Origin of the sequence: Pseudomonas laurylsulfatiphila, assembly GCF_002934665.1 — a bacterium.
GTDB lineage: Bacteria > Pseudomonadota > Gammaproteobacteria > Pseudomonadales > Pseudomonadaceae > Aquipseudomonas > Aquipseudomonas laurylsulfatiphila.
Window position 1 is genome coordinate 237,313 of record NZ_NIRS01000006.1, and the last position, 19,210, is coordinate 256,522.

General features: G+C 60.6%; 16 protein-coding genes. 6 read left to right on the forward strand and 10 right to left on the reverse strand.

The features are described 5' to 3' along the window. The 4 genes from CD175_RS23355 to dinG all read right to left on the reverse strand — a co-directional run bounded on the left by CD175_RS23355 (position 1) and on the right by dinG (position 7,167). The gene (locus CD175_RS23355) at positions 1–1,008 is read right to left on the reverse strand and encodes an OmpA family protein (protein ID WP_104450629.1); all 1,008 of its coding nucleotides are present in this window, start codon (positions 1,006–1,008) and stop codon (positions 1–3) included. A 113-nt stretch (positions 1,009–1,121) separates the two neighbouring features. Next, positions 1,122–2,267, reverse strand: coding sequence for a serine hydrolase domain-containing protein (locus tag CD175_RS23360; protein ID WP_104450630.1), 1,146 nt, complete (start codon positions 2,265–2,267; stop codon positions 1,122–1,124). 166 nt (positions 2,268–2,433) lie between these two features. Further along, the gene (locus CD175_RS23365) at positions 2,434–4,926 is read right to left on the reverse strand and encodes a beta-galactosidase (protein ID WP_104450631.1); all 2,493 of its coding nucleotides are present in this window, start codon (positions 4,924–4,926) and stop codon (positions 2,434–2,436) included. Positions 4,927–5,022: 96 nt separating this feature from the next. Next, the gene (dinG, locus tag CD175_RS23370) at positions 5,023–7,167 is read right to left on the reverse strand and encodes an ATP-dependent DNA helicase DinG (RefSeq protein WP_104450632.1); all 2,145 of its coding nucleotides are present in this window, start codon (positions 7,165–7,167) and stop codon (positions 5,023–5,025) included. A gap of 99 nt (positions 7,168–7,266) precedes the next feature. On the opposite strand from dinG, the gene CD175_RS23375 reads away from it, so the two are divergent. Further along, a complete protein-coding gene (locus CD175_RS23375; protein WP_104450633.1) occupies positions 7,267–7,731 on the forward strand; it encodes a CopD family protein in 465 nt (154 codons plus the stop codon). Positions 7,732–7,902: 171 nt separating this feature from the next. Here the strand turns inward: CD175_RS23375 and CD175_RS23380 are convergent, their stop codons facing one another. The 4 genes from CD175_RS23380 to CD175_RS23395 all read right to left on the reverse strand — a co-directional run bounded on the left by CD175_RS23380 (position 7,903) and on the right by CD175_RS23395 (position 10,568). Further along, positions 7,903–8,661 carry a hypothetical protein gene (locus CD175_RS23380; protein WP_104450634.1) on the reverse strand — a complete coding sequence of 253 codons (759 nt, stop codon included), beginning with the start codon at positions 8,659–8,661 and terminating at the stop codon, positions 7,903–7,905. Further along, positions 8,654–8,932 carry a DUF1145 domain-containing protein gene (locus CD175_RS23385; RefSeq protein ID WP_104450635.1) on the reverse strand — a complete coding sequence of 93 codons (279 nt, stop codon included), beginning with the start codon at positions 8,930–8,932 and terminating at the stop codon, positions 8,654–8,656. The genes CD175_RS23380 and CD175_RS23385 overlap by 8 nt, the downstream gene beginning before the upstream one ends. A 148-nt stretch (positions 8,933–9,080) precedes the next feature. Then, the gene (locus CD175_RS23390) at positions 9,081–9,788 is read right to left on the reverse strand and encodes a PA1041 family peptidoglycan-binding anchor lipoprotein (RefSeq protein ID WP_104450636.1); all 708 of its coding nucleotides are present in this window, start codon (positions 9,786–9,788) and stop codon (positions 9,081–9,083) included. A 90-nt stretch (positions 9,789–9,878) separates the two neighbouring features. After that, the gene (locus CD175_RS23395; protein ID WP_104450637.1) at positions 9,879–10,568 is read right to left on the reverse strand and encodes a PA1041 family peptidoglycan-binding anchor lipoprotein; all 690 of its coding nucleotides are present in this window, start codon (positions 10,566–10,568) and stop codon (positions 9,879–9,881) included. A gap of 189 nt (positions 10,569–10,757) precedes the next feature. Between CD175_RS23395 and CD175_RS23400 the strand changes: the two genes are divergently transcribed. Beyond that, on the forward strand, positions 10,758–11,255 hold the full coding sequence (locus CD175_RS23400) for a DUF6231 family protein (RefSeq protein ID WP_104450638.1): 498 nt from the start codon (positions 10,758–10,760) through the stop codon (positions 11,253–11,255). Between the two features lie 35 nt (positions 11,256–11,290). Here the strand turns inward: CD175_RS23400 and CD175_RS23405 are convergent, their stop codons facing one another. After that, positions 11,291–13,801, reverse strand: coding sequence for a putative bifunctional diguanylate cyclase/phosphodiesterase (locus CD175_RS23405; RefSeq protein WP_104450639.1), 2,511 nt, complete (start codon positions 13,799–13,801; stop codon positions 11,291–11,293). A gap of 796 nt (positions 13,802–14,597) precedes the next feature. Between CD175_RS23405 and CD175_RS23410 the strand changes: the two genes are divergently transcribed. The 3 genes from CD175_RS23410 (at position 14,598) to CD175_RS23420 (ending at position 15,859) form a co-directional block, all read left to right on the forward strand. After that, positions 14,598–15,074, forward strand: coding sequence for a YchJ family protein (locus CD175_RS23410; RefSeq protein WP_104450640.1), 477 nt, complete (start codon positions 14,598–14,600; stop codon positions 15,072–15,074). A gap of 87 nt (positions 15,075–15,161) precedes the next feature. Continuing rightward, positions 15,162–15,656 (forward strand): LEA/WHy family protein, encoded by a 495-nt coding sequence (locus CD175_RS23415; protein ID WP_104450641.1) that lies wholly within the window; start codon positions 15,162–15,164, stop codon positions 15,654–15,656. After that, positions 15,653–15,859, forward strand: coding sequence for an SEC-C metal-binding domain-containing protein (locus CD175_RS23420; protein WP_007955014.1), 207 nt, complete (start codon positions 15,653–15,655; stop codon positions 15,857–15,859). Before CD175_RS23415 ends, CD175_RS23420 begins: the two co-directional genes overlap by 4 nt. 76 nt (positions 15,860–15,935) lie before the next feature. On the opposite strand, the gene CD175_RS23425 is transcribed toward CD175_RS23420, so the two are convergent. Continuing rightward, positions 15,936–16,493: a cysteine hydrolase family protein gene (locus CD175_RS23425; protein WP_104450642.1), complete on the reverse strand. Its 558-nt coding sequence runs from the start codon at positions 16,491–16,493 to the stop codon at positions 15,936–15,938. Positions 16,494–16,727: 234 nt separating this feature from the next. On the opposite strand from CD175_RS23425, the gene CD175_RS23430 reads away from it, so the two are divergent. Then, positions 16,728–19,178, forward strand: coding sequence for a penicillin acylase family protein (locus CD175_RS23430; RefSeq protein ID WP_104450643.1), 2,451 nt, complete (start codon positions 16,728–16,730; stop codon positions 19,176–19,178). The last annotated feature ends 32 nt before the right edge of the window (positions 19,179–19,210 follow it).

Genomic DNA, 19,210 nt, shown 5'->3' on the forward strand with positions numbered 1-19,210 from the left:
TCACTGCTTTGCAGTATCAGTGGCGGCGACTTTCTTGTCAGCCGTGGAGGCTTTGGCTGGCGTGGTTTTCTTCGCCGGCGTTGCGGTTTTCGCAGGTGCTTTCTTGGCCGCCGCTTTTTTCGCCGGGGCTTTTTTCGTCGCTGGAACAGCAGCCTTTTTAGTCGCCGGGGCTGGTGTCACCGGCTTGGCGACCGGTTTGACGTCAGCGGCTGCAACCATGCTCACAGGGGCTGGGGCCGGCATGTTGTACTTGCTCAGCAGCGCGACCATGGTGTTCTGCGGGGTCACCAGCAGTTCCACGCGGCGGTTCAGCGCACGCCCTTGCACGCTGTCGTTGGCGGCACGCGGCGCATCACCACCCAGGCCACGCAGCATCAGGCGATCACGCTGCAAACCACTGAGACGGAAAATCGCCGCAACGGCCTGGGCGCGTTCCTGGCTCAGTTTGACGTTGGCAGGCGCCGCGCCGGACGTATCGCTGTGGCCGAGGATCAACACAGCGGTCTTTGGATCGGCTTCAAGGATCTTGGCAACGCGGGTAAACGGACCGAGCGTGACCGGCAGCAGCATGGCCGGACGATCAGGGTTGAACGAGCCTTCGACCGGCGCCGTCACCACCAGCACGTTTTCGCGGCGCTCGAGTTGCAGGTTGCTGTCCTTGACCGCCTCGCGCAGACGCGGTTCGTAGTCGTCAAGCCAGGCCTGGGTGACCTTCGGGTCGGGCATCGGCACGGCCTTGGCGGCACTCTGCTCGTTACTGCCGAACGGCCACCACCACTTGCTGCCGCTATCGGTTTCGGCCTTGGCCACCGCCACGGGTTTGACTTCAGGTTTCACTTCCGGCTTGGCCACGGGCTTGCCGGCGCTGTCGTCGGAACCGAACGGCCAGTACCAGTGGCTGGCGCTTTCAGTCTTGGCGACAGGTGCCGTCGCGTCTTTCTGTGGAGTCTGTGCGCAACCGGTAATGGCGAAGCACAGGGCCAAAGCGAGGGTTTTATTGGATGACATTGGATATCCACAAAAATGAAGTCGAAAAAATCAGGCCACGTCGGCCCGCACAAACTGACGGTTTGAAACTGAAAAGGCTATCGGGTTCCAGCCCTGGGGACCGACAGCCGCTTTTACAGACAAGTGGCCAGAACCCGCACCAGCTTTTGCGCGCGCGGGTCCATCAAGACGTAGGGGCCCAGGGTATTTGTCACAAATCCGAAGGCTACATCGTGCTCCGGGTCGGCAAAGCCGATGGAGCCGCCGGCACCCGGATGACCAAACGCCCGCGGGCCAAGGCCGAAGGTGGCATTGGCAACGTCCGGTTGATCGAGCATGCAACCCAGGCCGAAACGGGTCCGGGTCAGTAAAGTCTTGTCCTCGCCGAGGCTGTGCTCACGAGTCAACTCATCGAGCATTTCGCTTTCCAGCAGGCTGCCGTCGAGCAGGCCGGCGTAGAAGCCGGCCAGGCTACGGGCATTGCCATGGCCATTGGCGGCCGGCTGCTGCATGCGTCGCCACTCGGGTTTGTTGGTGCTGGTCATGATCGACGGTGGGTTGGTGAACGCCCGGGTCGTCATGGCCGTTGGCTCACGCATGGTCACTTGCAGCAGGCGCTGGGCGGCGGCATCGCCGACATTGCCCTTGCCCCGCGCAATGTGGGCCACGCGATGGAACTCTTCGTCGGCCAGCCCCACATGGAAGTCCAGGCCCAACGGTTTGGCGACCCGCGCGACAATGGATTCCCCCGGTCCACGACCATCGGCACGGCGCAGCAATTCGCCGACCAGCCAGCCATAAGTGATCGCCGCGTACCCGTGGCCTTCGCCCGGCGTCCACCACGGCGTTTCGGCAGCCAGGGCGTCGACCATGGTTTGCCAGTCGTAGAGGGCTTCGGGGGCCAGCAACTCACGCAATGCCGGAAGGCCGGCTTGATGGCAGAGCAGTTGACGCAAGGTGACGGACGCTTTGCCGGCAGCGGCAAATTCGGGCCAGTAGCGCGCCACCGGCGCATCCAGTTGCAGCTTGCCTTCGGCCACCAGTTGCAGCGCGGTGACGGCGGTAAAGGTCTTGGTGCAGGAGAACAGGTTAGCGATGGTATCACTATGCCAGGCCTCGGCCCCGTCCTTGTCGGCGGTGCCTGCCCACAGATCGAGGACGGTTTCGCCACCAATCTGAATGCACAATGCTGCGCCACGCTCCTGGGGATCGTCGAACAGCGCCGCGAAAGCCTCTCGCACCGCTTCGAACTTAAGCTCGTAATGACCCTGAATCTGCACCCGCAACTCTCCGGATTAACGCTCTACAAAGTGGCGGGCATTGTTCCAGCCCTTGAGGGTTTTGGGAACAGGGGCGGGCTGGGCGGTTGTTTCGCCGCGGCCGAAAAATGTAGGAGCGCTGCGCGCTCCAACGGGGGCAAGCCCCCTCGCCACAGGGTTTCAGCTTTTAATGACCTTTGCCGGAATGCCCACCCGCGCCCTTCCCCGGCCCCTTGCCGGCCTCGGCCTTGCGACCGCCCTCCGCATCGTGGCTGGCTTTGTCGGCGTCAGCCGTAGCCTTCCCGGCCTCTTTGCCCAATTGTTCGACCGTCGCCAGGTTGCTCTTGCGCACGCTGTCGACAAAGCCCTGGAACGGCAGATCCGTGATGCCCACCAACCCGAAGTGACCGTTTTCACCGTCAAGCAAGCGCCCGGTGACCGGTTGATCGAGGTACTGGAACCAATGAACACCGACAATCGACGGCTCGCTCATTGCCTGCTTGAGGAAGTTGGTATACGCCGTACCACGGTCCTCCTCTTTCGCCAACGGCGTGACGCCGCCCCAGAACGGCCCACGATCAGTCGAACCGACATTGAACTCGGTGATCAGCACCGGTTTGTCGAGACTGCGCAACTTGGCGAAGTCGTAACCATCCTGGGGTTGCAGGGTGTACATGTTGAAGCTCAGCACGTCGCAATACTGGGCGCAGGACTCCACGGCTTCCGGCGTGCTGATGGCGAAACGGCCACCGAGCAGCAACTGGTTTGGTGCGTGCCACTTGAGTGAGTCGGAGATGGTCTTGAAGTAAGTGTCGGCGAAGACCTTCTGGAAGTATTTGAAGTCGGCTTCGATTTCCGGGTGCTCGGCGCTCGGCAGCGGTGGCACGAATCCCGGATCCTCCATCAGTTCCCAGGCGGGCAGATCAATGCCCCAGGCATTCGACAGGCCCGCCTGATTGCGGTACTTGTCCCGCAGTTGCTTGAGGAATGCACGTTTGGCCGGCACGTCGGTGGTCATTTTCAAGGTGCCGTAGGCCAGGGCATAACGGGCTTTCGGATCATCCCCGGGACCGGCCCAGGCCAGTTCGTTGTCGGCGTAGTAACCGATCAGCCACGGATCGTCACGATGGTCGCGGGCGGCAATCGCCACTGCACGCTCGGTGGCCATGGCAAAACGCGGGTCGAACGGGTCGGGCATGCCGCCCCACCAGTCGGTACCGGTGCTGATGCTGGCGTAGTCGCCGACGATCGACAGCGGCAAGGTGTATGGCACGCGATCGGCGTTGCCCAGTACCGGGGCGCTCCAGTTGCCGATGGTGTTGAAGCCCCAGGCCTGCAGGCGATCAAGGGTGTGGCTGGCCCAGCGTTGCTCGTCGAACAACGCTTTGCACGGTTCGACCGATGTTGGCTGTGCCGCTGTTGCTACCGTCGCTTCAGTCTTGGCGGCTTCGGCGACGCCGGACTCGGCGGTTGCAGGAGCGACGGGTTGCTCCGCAGCCTTGGTCGCTGTCGCTTCAACCGCATCCGCCTTGGCCGCAGCGGCGACGCCCGCTTTGGTTTCGCTGCCCAACGCGCAAGGATCGCCATACAGACGCTGCAGGTTGGCACCGTAGAAGTCGTACCAGCGCCCGGCATTGTAGCCGCGCCCTTGATCGGCACCATTGCCGCCACGATTGTCGCCTTCGCCGTAGTGGCTGGCCAGCACCTCGTCAGCCTTGGGCAGGGATTCGAACATCCACTCGCGACCGGCCACATAGGTCTGGTTGACATCCGGGGCCACGGTATTGACCCCAAGGGAATAGAACGGGTGGCCTTCAGGCGTCACCAGATACCATCGACCGTTGCGCTTCTCCGTGCGGAAAAAGCCGCTGGCCTTGAATGACGGGCCTTTGCTCAAACCACCGAACTTGTCCAGGGAAGACTTCTCGCGCTCAGCCAGCCAGGTTTTCAGTTGTTGCTGTTCCTTGGCGGCGGCGCTTTTGAGCTGCTCGTCGTTGCTGACTTTTTCCGGCCATTTGGCCCGGGTCGACTGGCCGTACGCATCCACCAACCCGCCATACACGGCCTGGCTGACCGACTCACTGTCCTGCACACCAAAGCGCTCCAGCAGGATGCTTTGCGCGGCTTTGGGCTGGTCCATCGACAACGTCACGGACACCACCTGGCTGCGATCCAGCTCACCGGCGCTGCTGGCCAGCAACACACGCTGGCCCTCAACGGTCATCGGCATCGGCGGGCCGGCCTTCATGCCCTGGCTCAACGGCGATGTTGCTTGCAGCGGCACCAACAGGGTTTGCGCAGGCCCGGCCGGCAGATCGACGCGACTGACCAGGGTCTTGCCGTCGTTGCTCTGGATGGTCACATACAGGGTCAGCGCCCAGTTCATCGCGCTCTGGATTCGCAGGCTCATGACGCCCGACTGCGACCAGTCCCAGGCACCGGTTTGCGGGGCCAGGCGCAACGTCGGCCGGGCGACCGGGTTGAAGGTCACCCGGCGCAGCACTTCGCCTTCAGGAGTTTGCTCGGCGTTGGATTGCGGCAGGCTGGCGTCCTGTGTCGCCACCTGGACCACGTCGGCGGGGCGCACGAAGTTGAACAGCGTCTGCTGGCTGGCAGGTGCGGCCAACAGCGGTGTTGCGAACAACAGGGCAAATACGGCAGGCAACGAACGGCAAATCATGAGAACGAAATTCTCCCTAACGACCTTCAATGGGCCAGTGAAAAAGCGGTGGCAGAGAGATAGACAACGCGGTGGGCAAAACTGCCCACCGGTGCTTCAGGAAATTTCTCGACGGAACGGCGGCAACGCGTTGAGGATGGCTTTGCCATAGCGCTGGGTCACCAGGCGCCGGTCGAGCAAGGTGATGGTGCCGCGGTCTTCTTCGGTGCGCAGCAAGCGACCGCAGGCCTGGACCAGTTTCAGCGAGGCGTCCGGTACGGAGATTTCCATGAATGGATTGCCGCCCCGGGCTTCGATCCATTCCGACAGCGCCGCTTCGACGGGATCATCGGGTACCGAGAATGGAATCTTGGCAATGACCACGTGCTCGCAATAGGCACCGGGCAAGTCGACCCCTTCGGCGAAGCTCGCCAGGCCGAACAGCACGCTGGAATCCCCGCCATCGACCCGCGCCTTGTGCTTGTTCAGGGTCTCCTGTTTCGACAGGTTGCCCTGAATGAACACTTGCTTGCGCCAGTCGCGGTCCAGGCCATCGAACACGTCCTGCATCTGTTTGCGCGAGGAAAACAGCACCAACGTGCCCCGCGAGCCCTCGACCAGTTCCGGCAGGTCACGAATGATCGCCGCGGTATGTGCCGCTGCATCACGGGGATCGGCGTTCAGGTTCGGCACCCGCAGCACACCGGCGTCGGCATGATGGAACGGGCTTGGCACCACCGCCGTCACGGCTTTTTTCGGCAGTCCGGCACGCATGCGGAAGCGGTCGAAGGTACCGAGGGCAGTCAAGGTCGCCGACGTCACCAGGCAGCCATACGCCACGTTCCACAGATTACGGCGAAGCATTTCCGCCGCGAGGATGGGACTGGCGTTGACCTCGATGTCGAACAGCGATCCGCTTTCGGCCAGGGTCAGCCAGCGGGCCATGGGTGGGTTGTCTTCCGGGTCTTCGACGGTGAAGGCGGTCCACAGCTCCCAGTTACCGGAAGAACGCGACAACAGGCTGCCGAACAGCGGGTACCACTCTTCAGCCTGGTTGCTGGCGATGCCAATGTTGACCTCGCCGTCCATGCCTTCCTTGAGCAGCTCGGTCAGGCGGGTGAACAAGTCGGTCAGCCGTGCGAAGCCTTTCTTCAGTTCGATGCCCATTTCACGCATGTGCTCGGGAATCACCCCGCCGACAAATCGGTGACGCGGGCGCTCGCGGCCTTCGACGTCTTCGCCGGGTTTGAAATCGGCGATCTGCTCGCACGCGGTGAACATGAACTGCTGCTGGGTCTTGATCTCCCGCGCCAGCTCCGGCACCTGCTCGATCAACTTGCCCAGGTCGCCCGGCAACGGGTGCTGGGCGAGCAATTTGGTGAGGTTCTTGGCGGTGGTTTCCAGCCAGTCGGCGGTGGAGCGCAGGCGCGTGTAATGGGCGAAGTGGCCGATGGCCTTGTCCGGCAGGTGATGGCCTTCGTCGAACACGTAGATGGTGTCGCGCGGGTCCGGCAGTACGGCGCCGCCCCCCAGGGCCAGGTCAGCCAGGACCATGTCGTGGTTGGTGACGATCACGTCGACTTTGCCCATGCCTTCGCGGGCCTTGTAGAAAGCGCACTGGCCGAAGTTCGGGCAATGACGGTTGGTGCACTGGCTGTGATCGGTGGTCAGGCGCGCCCAGTCGGCGTCTTCCAGGGCGGTGGACCAACTGTCGCGGTCGCCGTCCCACTTATTGCCGGCGAGCTTCTCGATCATGCTGGTGAACAGCTTCTGGCTGGCCTCGTCGACCTCGATCTTGAAGCCTTCTTCTTCGAACAGTTGCGCAGTGGCCGTCTGCGCGTGGCCTTCCTGGAGCAACATGTCGAGTTTGGACAGGCACATGTAGCGCCCGCGCCCCTTGGCCAGGGCGAAGCTGAAGTTCAGCCCGCTGTTGCGCATCAGGTCGGGCAAGTCCTTGTAGACGATCTGCTCCTGCAGGGCCACGGTGGCCGTGGCGATCACCAGGCGCTTGCCGGCGGCCTTGGCCGTGGGAATCGCCGCCAGGCTGTAGGCCACGGTCTTGCCGGTACCGGTACCGGCTTCCACCGCGACAATCGCGGGGTCGCCACTGCGCCGGCCTTCGTCGTCGGTGTCGATGTCACCCAGGACCTTGGCGATTTCGGCGATCATCAGGCGTTGGCCGTAGCGCGGCTTGAGGCTCTTGGCTTCGAGAAAACGCGAGTAGGCGCCCTGGATCGTGGTTTTGAGTTCGGTGCTGATCATGGATTGTCGGGCGCAAAAAACGCTGGATAAATTTTCAGTGGTTCGGATCGACGGCTATCATACCCCGCTAATGAATCCTGCGCAGAACGGAGTACCCGAATGACACCTTTTAGCCTCATATATAGCCTGCATGTACTGGCGGCCCTGGTCTGGGTCGGCGGCATGTTTTTCGCCTGGATGGTCCTGCGCCCCGCCGCGATCACGGCACTTGAAGGCCCGGCCCGGCTGAAGTTGTGGGTAGAAGTGTTTCAAGGTTTTTTCCGCTGGGTCTGGGTGGCGGTGGTGCTGTTGCCGGTCACTGGCGTAGGCATGCTGCATATGCACTTCAACGGCTTTGAAGCCGCACCGCGCTATGTGCAAGTGATGATGGGCCTGTATGTGGTGATGACCGCGCTGTTTATCCGCATTCAGGCGCTGATGCTGCCGGAGCTGCGCACCGCCGTGGCCGGACAGGATTGGCCGGCGGGTGCTGCGATACTGGGGCGGATTCGCCGGTTGGTGGGGATCAATCTGTTGGTGGGGTTGGCGGTGGTGGCGATTGCGGCGGCTCGGCCGATGTTTTGAAGTACCTGTGGCCGGAGTTGCTGTTGTGGCGAGGGAACTTGCTCCCGCTGGGTCGCGAAGCGACCCAGATTCGGTATCCGCAATTTCTCTGAAGGTATGCGGTGCCCGGTTTGCGACGGCTTCGCCGCCGAACGGGGGCAAGCCCCCTCGCCACAGGGTTCTCGGCGTTTCTTACAACCGCTGGACCGTCACCGAACCCGCGGCGCCTTCAGACCCCGGCTGCCCGTCGGCGCCAGGTTTACCGCTCTTGCCGCCATCGGCCTTGTAGACCAGGCAGCCCTTGGCCTTGCCGCCCGCCCCCGGCTTGCCGCCCGGGCCGGCCAGGCCACCGGCGCCGCCAGCCACCTGCACCTTGATCCGGTCTGCCGGAAAGTCGTGCGGCACTGCCAACTTGACCAACGCACCCGGCGCGCCGGGTTGACCATTGCTGCCATCACTGCCATCGGCACCGCGACCGGCCTGGCCCCAGGTGCAGCCAGGGTCCTGACCGTTGGCGCCATCCAGGCCGACAAATCCCGGTGCGCCTGCGCCGCCTCGTGCGTCCACCAACAACTGCGGTGCATTCAGTGTCTTGATCTGCAAATCAAGATTGCGCCCGGAGCGGGCGGCCTTCTGATAGGTTCCGGGCGCGCCACGCGCGGTGATCTGGCTGCCTTCGGACAAATCAGCGCGACGGACCTTCAGCGCCAGCGCCTGCTCTCCCGGCACAATGGCGATGCGCGCTTCACGTCCCAGATGCAACTCACCCACGGTGACTTCGGTGACGTTCGAAGGAATCAGCAAAGTGCCGTAATCGGCCACTTCCAGGCGTTCCAGTTGCAGGGTGCTGGCGGTGTTGGGCAAGCGCATCAGCGAGTTGGGTTCGACACTCACCACCTGTGCGCTGGCCAATGGACTGATGAGTGCGGCGAGCAGACAGAGTTTACGCATGGGAAGCCTTCGAAGCGCTGGGGGCTGGAATGGTTTGCAGGTGGAATACACCGAAAATGACGATCCTCAGGCGGTCAAGCCAGGGATGGGCCCGACCTCGCAGGCTGCGATAACACAACAGTGCTTCCAGAAGATGGATGAACCCCAACAGGCCGCCGGCCAGATTGACCAACAGGTGCAGCGGAAAGACAAATGGCGTGAGCTGATTGACCAGCACCACCAACCAGAACAGCAGGGTCAATAACCGCCCCAGCCCCCATAAGACCTTCATACGCTCCCCCGATGAGAATTATTGTTTGGGCGCACAGTAACGGCTTCCGCGCGGGATAAGCCAGAGGGCAATGGAAAAATCTTCATGAAGGCCGCCGAACGGCCGTCGCAGCGCTCACAACTGTCGCTCGACGGCTCTATCTCTTGGCTCAGCGGTTTATATGCAGCTCTACGCGACGGTTTTTCGCACGTCCTTCTTCCGTTTCATTGTCGGCAATCGGCTGACTTTCGCCCCTGCCTTCGCTGGTGACTTTGTTCGGCGCCACACCTTGGCTGATCAGGTATTCCGCCACGCTGCTGGCGCGTCGCTCCGACAAGGCCTGGTTATAGGCATCCGACCCCACGCTGTCGGTATGGCCGACCACCTTGATGCTGACCACATCGGCATCCTCGAACTTGCTCATCAACGCATCCAGTTGACTCTTGGCCGTCGGGGTCAGGTCGGATTGATTGAAGACAAACAGTACATCGCTCAGCGTAATGACTTCGGTTTGCGCAGGCTCGGTCTGGACCCTGTCCGGGTACTGTGGCACCGGGCAACCGTGATGGTCGACCGAGGTATTGGCGGGAGTATCAGCGCAACGGTCGCGTCGGTCGAAAACGCCGTCGCCGTCTTCGTCGCCATCCTGGGCATAGCAGATCAAACCGCCGGACAAGATACCCAGCGCCGCCCCACCCGCGGCCCAGGCGCCACTCTCGATTGCGCCCAGGCCACCGCCGACCAGGCCGCCGATGAGGCTGCAGATTGGCCAGGTGCGTTGATTGAGGGGGGCAGTGCCATCGCTGTGGGTCGCGCAGCCGGTCAAGAGACTGCCAAGTAGCAGAACCGGCAAGACGGTCCTTGTGAGAACGATCATATTGAAAGCTCCTGTGTCACCGGCCCATACCGGTTACACAGGAGTAAAGACCCGCATCCGCGACTGCACAAGGCGCGGATGCGAGGGGGGTTAACGCTGGATTTTGATTTCCGTACGACGGTTCTGTGCGCGACCGTCAGCGGTTTTGTTGTCCGCAACCGGCTGGCTTTCACCGGCACCGACCACCGACACGAAGCTGCTGCGAGGTACGCCTTGCTCGATGAGGTATTCAACCACCGAGTGAGCACGTTTATCCGACAGTTTCTGGTTGTAGGCGTCGCTGCCCACGCTGTCGGTATGACCGGTTACGGTCAGTTGAGCAGTCGGGGCTTCGGCTTTCAGGCGAGTGGCAATCTTGTCGAGGACCTGTTTATCGGACGAGGTAAGCGTGGCTTTATCAAACTGGAAGTGAACATCGCGAATGACGATGGTTTCTTCCTTGACCACAACCGCCTCTTCGACCACAGGCGCTGGTGGTGGGCAACCGTTGGCATCGACATGAACGCCTTTAGGCGTGCCCGGGCACTTGTCGCGACTATCCGGCACACCGTCGCCGTCTTCGTCGCCATCGCCGTGCACCCAGCAATAAGCCGCTGCCGTACCGCCGACGAGCAGAGCACCATACCCTGCCCATGCCGAGCTTTCGGTCGCACCGAGGCCCGCACCCACGACACCACCAACCGCCGCACAGGTCGGCCAGTCGGTTTTCTGCAAACCTGCGCAACCAGTCAACACACTGGTTAGCAGAACCAAGGGTAATGCTGTCCGAACTATGCTCATCTAGTTTTCTCCTGAAGGATCGGCTTAGAACCGATTCAGGTAGTAAAGACCCGAGTATTAAACTCCGCCAGCAATAGGCCATGCTGTTTATTCAGGCATTAACGGCAGCTTGGCGCTTTTGTCGCCAAGCCGCTCTAGGCCCGAACGTCCGGGCAGGCTAGTCTTGGCAGATCTGAATGAGGATCTTCGATGATTGCAGGTATTTCTACACGCACGCCGCAGCAGGCACTGGCCGCGTTACTTGACCGATATGCCCCCGCGCGCCTGTTGTTGATTGGCGCCAGCGAGTTCCCGGCACTGGAAGCATTCAAACTCGCGCACCCGGACAGTTGCGTTGCTTTCGCGGCCCCTGGCCCATTGCCCGACGAGTTGGCGGCCCGCCGATTCGACCTGGCCCTGGTGGTCGATTGCCTGGAGCATTTGCCCAAGCGCGACGGCCTGAACCTGTTGGGCGGCATCCGCAACCTCAACGCCAGTCGCATCGCCGTGCTGGCGGATCTGCCGGCCTGTGGCTGGAAGGAAACGGACTTTTTCTCCCTGGCCCTGCAAGCCAGCGAACGCTTTCAGCGGGACGAACAGGTCTTGACCCTGTTTACCTACGATCTGCTTGAATACAAACAAGTCCCTGACTGGCTTAATTCGCGCTTCTGGGCCAATCCGGAAAACTTCGGGAAATACTGGTGGTAATGTAATGATCGCGGAGCTCCCAGGCACCCGCGAAGTTATGGCGATTTAGTCTTCGTCCGTGAGAAATCAGTGCTCGCCATTAATCTTTCGTGAACATACGCCTCAAATTGTTCGGCTGGCAGTGGCGGGGAAAACAGGAAGCCCTGGAAGGTCTGGCAGCCATGCTTGACCAGAAAGGTGCGCTGAGCTTCTGTCTCCACACCTTCTGCAATCACCGAAAGCCCCAATATCTGGCTCAGGCTCACAATCGCGCAGGCGATGGCGGCGTCGTTGGAATCAACCAGCACATCTCTGATGAAGGACTGGTCGATCTTGAGTTGATCCAGCGGAAGGCTCTTCAGGTATGACAGTGACGAGTAGCCGGTTCCGAAATCATCCAGCGAAAGGCCTATGCCGATCTCTTTCAACTCAATCATTTTGGCGACAGTACTTTCCATATCCTCTATCAGCAGGCCTTCGGTCAGTTCCAGTTTCAATTTCTTCGGATCGGCCCCCGTGTATCTCAGTACTTGCAGTACCTCCTCGACGAAGTCCGGATGGTGAAACTGGCGGGCGCTGACATTCACAGCCATACCCAGTCGGGCGGTTTCCGAATGCCTTGCCCAGGCAACCAGCTGAGTGCAGGCCGCCTGCAGCGCCCAACGACCTAACGGCAGAATCAACCCCGTTTCCTCTGCCAATGGAATGAACTCGCCTGGAAACACGACTCCGCGCTCAGGATTCTGCCATCTCATCAGTGCCTCTGCGCCAATGATACGGCCCTCACTGTTCACCTGCGGCTGGTAATGAAGAAGGAATTCGTTGTCCTGCAAGCCTTGGCGCAAATCGACTTCCAGTCTGGCGCGTGCCGTGGCAACCGCCTGCATTTCCGGATCGAAGAAGCGCATGGTATTGCGACCCGCCGCCTTGGCGCGATACATCGCTAGGTCAGCGCGCTTCATAATATCGTCCACTGTGCTCAGCTGCCCCTGGAACAGCGCAATGCCGAGGCTGGGGGTGCTGTGGTGCTCATATCCATCCAACTGGTAGGAAATGTTCAGAGAGTTGAGAATCTTTTCGCCAATAACCTTGGCCTGGATAGCGGCTTCTCGAGGATTCTCATTAAGGCTATCCATCAGGACGACGAATTCGTCTCCGCCCAGACGAGCCACGGTGTCGCTCTCGCGTATGCAGCCGCAAAGGCGCAGAGCAACTTGCTGCAGCAACATGTCGCCTCTGTCATGCCCCAGCGTGTCGTTCAGTGCCTTGAAGTTATCCAGGTCAATGAGAATTATCGCGCTCGTATGCAGGCTACGGGAGCTGCCCGCCAGCAGATGCTGTAACCGGTCCAACATGAGCCGCCTGTTGGCCAGCCCGGTCAACTGATCGTAGAAGGCCAGACGCTGGACCTCTTGCTCAGCGGTCTTACGGTGGGTGATGTCAGTATTGATCGACAGAACGGATTGCGGCTGGCCATCATCGTCTCGCACCAGGGTTCGATGACTTTCGAGCGTGATGGTGCAGCCATCCCGGCGTCGAAGTGTAACTTCGTCCGCCCAGTCACCCGTTTCTATCAAGCTGTTAGTGGCCACATTGAAAGCGGCGCTACCCTGGTAGATCAACTCCTGTGCCGATTTGCCGAGAGCCTCTTCCTTTGACAGACCGTAGAGACGCTCGGCACTTTTGTTCCAGTACAGGATGCGGTTATCCATCCCGTGAACGACAATGGCGTCCTGGGCCTTGTCCAGCAGCGATGCTTGCTGGCGGGCCTGCTTCTCGCTTTCGCGCAGCACTGCCAGATAACCTTCCCTTTCAGCTGCTTGCGACTCCATTTCGCGCCTGATCTTGCCCCCATAGATCATGGCCGCACTGACCATCAGCAGCACGAACACCATGATCGCGTATTCGACCCGGCGCAGTTCTTCGACCGACTCAAGCTCCTCCTCCAGGAGCTTGCTTTGAATCAGGCCAACGCGATCCCGCACGGTACTGAGTGAGGCGAGCAACAGGGCATACTTCCTGTCCATCGTTGCCATGCGTTTGCCGGCATTATCCGACTGCCCCTCCCTGAAGTAGGAAAAGATCAGCAAGGCCTCGTTCACCATTTCGACCATCGCGGCATCAACTGCACCCACCTCATCCTTCAATGCAAGGGTAAAGGCTTGTATATCTGCACTGTGTTCAGCCTCATGGGCGATCCGTTCTTCCAACTGTTTTTTGGCCATTGCCAAATGCTCGTTGAAGGCGCGCAAAGCTTCATTCATGTTCCGCGATTCGGCTTCAACATGATGTGTATCGAACACATTATTGCCCGGCGCATTGACTGTGGAAGCCAGGCTGCCCAGCGTTGAATAGCTCGACAGCTGTTGGACCCACGACTGGTTTGCCTTTATGGAGCGGTGATAGGTATCGACGATCAGGTGATTCAATAGCACGCTCAGCACAACAACCAGCACGTCGAATCCCGCAAGAAAGAAGTACATGCGGTGCCATTTGGTCGAGCGCGGCTTATTTGAACGGCTGGGTATGGCTTGCTTTGCGGCGCCTTTATTCCTGAAAAAATCCATTTCACAATCTCCAAACATAATCCTTCTAAATTGACCAATAGAAGCGGTATTCGGAAACCAGAGGCTATACGTCTTAAGTGTCACGCCAACCAACTATTCGACACTAAGCAATGCATTTGGCGATGCTAAATTTCATGGTGAAATTTTTTACTCTCGCAAGTGCCCAGCCGCACCGTAGCGAAAGTCGATTCGATCCTGAGTGATCCCGACAGATCCAGTCCAAACCCTGCGCCTGCAGGTGCAGGGTTTGCTGCATGTCTTCCCGAGTGTCGTTGCGGATTTGCGCCCCTGAACTGGATGCTTCACGCAGAATAGTCGGGTGACATAGGGCACGTTGCGGGTCATTTCCGCGCAGCCTGCCGGACTGCCTGATCCGTTTCGACAGCAATTCAAGCATAGCCACTAATTTGCAATTATTCTGTTCGCCAACCGCTCCAGGTCGGTAGCAGCCCTTGATGGTCGGCAGCTTTCGGCCATGAACTGTCGTTCGCTGGCACCCACTTTTTGATAGAGGGCTGGCTGGCCTCCAAAAAGCGGACGCCCCCGCGCTCCGCGACGACTGCCTGATCGTTTCATTTAAAGCGGCAAGCCCGCGCCTTGACGCTGACCGTCATAGACTAATCTCCACCTCTGACGAACGCTCAAATGAAGGGTTGCCATGGGATTGCAATGAGGCAGATTGGCAGTCGCTCACTTGCCCCACGCGTAAAAAACACGTGAAAAAAATTAGATTAGGTAAGTAATTGATTTATTAAAGATAAAATACATATAACTGTTAACAAGGCTCCGGAATAACATGAGTACATCCATTTGCCCTTGCGGCAGCGGCACCCTGCTTGACGCCTGCTGCGGTCACTACCATGCCGGACATCCGGCGCCGTGCGCCGAAGCCTTGATGCGCTCGCGCTACAGCGCCTACGTGTTGGGGTTGGTCGACTATCTGGTGGCCACCACCCTGCCCGCCCAACAGGCCGGCCTGGACCGTCAATCGATCAGTGACTGGAGCGCGCAAAGTACGTGGCTGGGGCTTGAAGTGGAAAGCTCCGAAGTGCTGGGTGGCCAGCCTGAACACGCTTTCGTGACCTTCACCGCGCGGTGGCACGATAGCAGTGGCGAGCACAGTCATCGAGAGCGCTCATCGTTCGTACAGAACACCGGGCGCTGGTATTTCATCGACCCGACCGTGCAACTCAAACTCGGGCGCAATGACCCCTGCCCGTGTGCCAGTGGACAGAAGTTCAAGAAGTGTTGTGCGGGTTACTTCAGCAGCTAATACATGGAATGACCGTCCACCACGCAGGCGCTGTCGAAGGCTGCGATCCTTTGGGTCTAGACTGGAACTCAAGGGGGAAACACCTCGATGATCATCCGCCGCTACGCACGCTGTCTGCTTACCGTATTCCTGACACTGGGACTTGGCGGCTGTGCGTCGTGGTTCGACGACGACTTGCCGGACCCCGAGGTCCATCTAGTGAAGGTCGAGGTGATCAGCGCCAAACTGCTGGAACAGAAATTCCTCCTGCATTTTCGCATCGACAACCCCAACGACAGCGACCTGACGGTGCGCAGTCTGGAGTACCGCGTTCACCTGGGTGACATACTGCTGGCCGACGGCGAGTACGAACACTGGTTCACCATCAGCCCCAGGCACAGTGCCTACTTCAAGGTGCCGATCCGCACCAACCTGTGGTCCAAGGTCCGGGATCTGGCCAAACTGCTGAAAAAATCCGACCAACCCATTCCCTATCGTCTGGAAGGTGAACTGGAAACCGGTATATTCATCGCCCACTACGTGCACCTGGCGCGCAATGGCGTGATAATCGCCGCCGATTTAATTCCGGAGCAACACCGATGACCCAGCAACCCCATGTCCACGGCCCTGACTGCAACCACGATCATGACCATCACCACCATGATCACGACCACGGCCATGTCCACGGTCCGAACTGCGGCCACGCTCACCAGGAACCGGTGCGCAATGCCCTGAAAGACGTCGGCCGCAACGATCCGTGCCCATGCGGCAACGGCAAGAAATTCAAGAAGTGCCACGGCGCTTGATGGTTCGGGCGAAGACTTGCTTCGCCTGTTGAATCGCCATCCTCTCCTGGGGGAGCAAGCTCGCTCCCACAGGGGCTTAGTCGGCTGACAGGATCTGCGCGCTGCTTACAACCGTCGCATACTCGCCGTGCAGATTCCCCAGCGACATCGCATGCACCACTTCGGCGCTATGGGCATGGCCGAAAAAATCAGCCTTGTCGAAGGTAAAGCACGCATCCTCGGCCACCCAGGTATCAAACCCCAGGTTGCCCGCGGTGCGCGCCGTGGACTCCACCGAGTTGTGGGTCGCGACGCCCACGATGATCAACTGCCCGATCCCCGCCTCGCGCAACTGCGTCTCCAGCCCCGTCGAACAAAACGCATCCGGCACCTGCTTCTGGATCAAGCGTTCACCGGCCATTGGCGCGAACCGCTCCTGAAACTCCACTCCCGGCTGCTGCGGCCAGAACACCGAGTCCTCCGAGCGGGACAGGTGCTGCACATGAATCACTGGCCGAGCGGCGCGCCGCCAATGACCGAGCAATTCCAGCATGCGCTCTTCGGCCTGAGGATTATTCCTGCGGCCAAGCCTGGGGTGAAGGATGCCTTTTTGTTGATCGATGATGATCAGTGCCGCGTTTGCCTTGAGCTCCATGCCGGTTTTTCTCCAGGATTGTTGACCGTGTCGCACTTCAACATCACCGGTTACGGCTGACAAGCCACCCTTGAGAGTCAAAAGATCGCAGCCTTCGGCAGCGCCTACTGAGATACGCCGATCTTTGACAAATCCTGAAATAACCTCTTACCCCGCTTGCGCGGCCATCGCCTGCTCACTAACGTAGCGCCTTTATTGCGCCCCACCGCCTCTACCCCCCGCAGGAGCTTTGCCATGGCCTCGCCAGCCCTTACTCATTTTCTACCCCGGTTCGGCGTTGCCGCAGCAGTGGCGGGCGTCTTGAGCCTGACCGGTTGTCAGAACTTCAATGCCCAGGACACCCTCCCGCCGACCTCCGGCGTGCAACCGCTCAAGGGCCTGGCACAGAACGTTTCGGTGCGCCGCAATGCCATGGGCATGCCGCTGATCGAAAGCAACAGCTTCCACGACGCGCTGTTCACCCTCGGTTACGTGCATGCCAGCGACCGCATCACGCAGATGGTCACCCTGCGCCTGCTGGCCCAGGGCCGATTGGCCGAGATGCACGGTGCGGACCTGCTGGATGCCGACCGTTACATGCGGGCGGTCAACCTGAAGAAAAATGCCGGCGAGTTGTACAAGGCCTCTTCGCCGCGCCTCAAGCGTTTCTTCGAAGTCTACGCGCGGGGCGTCAACGCCTACCTGTTCCGCTACCGCGACAAACTGCCGGCGGACCTCGCGGCCACCGGCTACCAGCCGGAATACTGGCAGCCGGAAGATTCGGCGCTGATTTTCTGCCTGTTGAACTTCAGCCAGTCGACCAACCTGCCGGAAGAGATTTCCTCGCTGGTACTGGCCCAGACCGTCACCACCGACAAACTGGCGTGGCTGACGCCGTCCGCCCCCGATGAAAAACTGCCGGTCGCCGAGAGCGAAAAACTCCAGGGCCTCAAGCTCAACGGGCAAGTACCGGGCCTGGCCGAACTCAGCAAAGCCACGGGACAACTGTCGGACCTCAACCTGCTGGGCGCCACCTCGTCGAACAACTGGGCCATCGCCGCGCAACGCAGCCGCAGCGGCAAGAGCCTGTTGGCCAGTGACAGTCACGGCCCGCTGGGCGTGCCTTCATTGTTCAGTTACGTGCAGATTCGCGCGCCGAAGTATCAGGCGTCCGGCGTGACCATCGCGGGCCTGCCGATGGTGCTCGGTGGTTTCAACGGTAAAGTGGCGTGGAGCATGGCGTCCGTGATGGGCGACAACCAGGACCTGTTCCTGGAGAAGATCAAGCGCCAGGGCAACGGGCTTACCTACGAAAACGCCGGGAAGTGGCAGCCGGCGATCGTGCGCAACGAAACCTATTTCGTCAAAGGCCAGCGGCCGATTCGCGAAGCGGTGTACGAAACCCGCCATGGCCCGCTGCTCAACAGCGCCCAGGGCACCACGCTAGCCAATGGTTTCGGCCTGGCCCTGCAGATGCCGAACTTCACCGATGACAAGACCCTGGACGCGTTCTTCGACCTGTCCCGCGCCCAGAGCGCCGAGAGAGCTTCGGATGCCAGCCGCGAAATCCGCGCCATCGCACTGAACCTGGTGTTTGCCGATGCCAGCCACATCGGTTGGCAGGTCACCGGCCGCTATCCGAACCGCCGCGAAGGCGAAGGCCTGCTGCCCTCGCCGGGTTGGGAAGGTCGCTACGACTGGGACGGTTATGCCGACCCGATGTTGCACCCGTACGACCAGGACCCGGCTCAAGGCTGGCTCGGCACCGCCAATCAGCGAGTCATTCCCCATGGCTACGGCATGCAGTTGTCCAATTCCTGGGCCGCACCGGAGCGCGGCGAGCGTCTGGCCGAACTGGCCGGCGCAGGCAAACACGACAGCCGCAGCCTGATCGCCATGCAGTACGACCAGACCACGACCTTCGCTGCCAAGCTGAAGAAAATGTTCGAAGCGCCGGGCATGGCCCAGCCACTCAAACAAGCCATCGACGCCTTGCCGGCGGCCGATCGCGCCAAGGCACACGAAGCTTACAGCCGCTTGATGGCATTCGATGGCAAGCTCAGCCCGACCTCCACCGATGCGGCCATCTACGAACTGTTCCTGCAGGAAAGCACCCGGCAGATCTTCCTCGATGAACTGGGCCCGGAAAGCAGCCCGGCGTGGAAGGCCTTTGTCGCCGACGGCAAGTTGTCCTACGCGGCCCAGGCCGATCACTTGCTCGGGCGTGAGGACAGCCCGTTCTGGGATGACGTGCGCACCGCGCAGAAAGAAGACAAACCGGCCATCCTCGCGCGCAGCCTCGCTGCAGCGATCAGCGCAGGCGACAGTCAATTGGGCGGTGATCACAAGGCCTGGCAGTGGGGCAAACTGCACCGCTATGAGTGGAAGAACAGCAGCGGCCAGACAGTACGCGGTCCGCTGCCGGCCGGTGGCGACCACACCACCCTCAACACCGCCGCGTTCGCCTGGGGCCAGGACTTCAACACCACGCTGGCGCCCGCCATGCGCTTTATCGTCGACTTCGGCCAGTCCGAACCGCTGATGGCGCAGAACGGCACCGGTCAGTCCGGCAACCCGGCCAGTGCGAACTACCTCAACAGCATCGAACCCTGGCTCAAGGGCCAGTACATGAGCCTGCCGATGCAGCCGCAGAACTTCGACAACGCCTATGGCAAGTCGCGGTTGACGCTGACGCCAGGAAAATAACCAGTCCCCCTGCCTGTGGGAGCGAGCCTGCT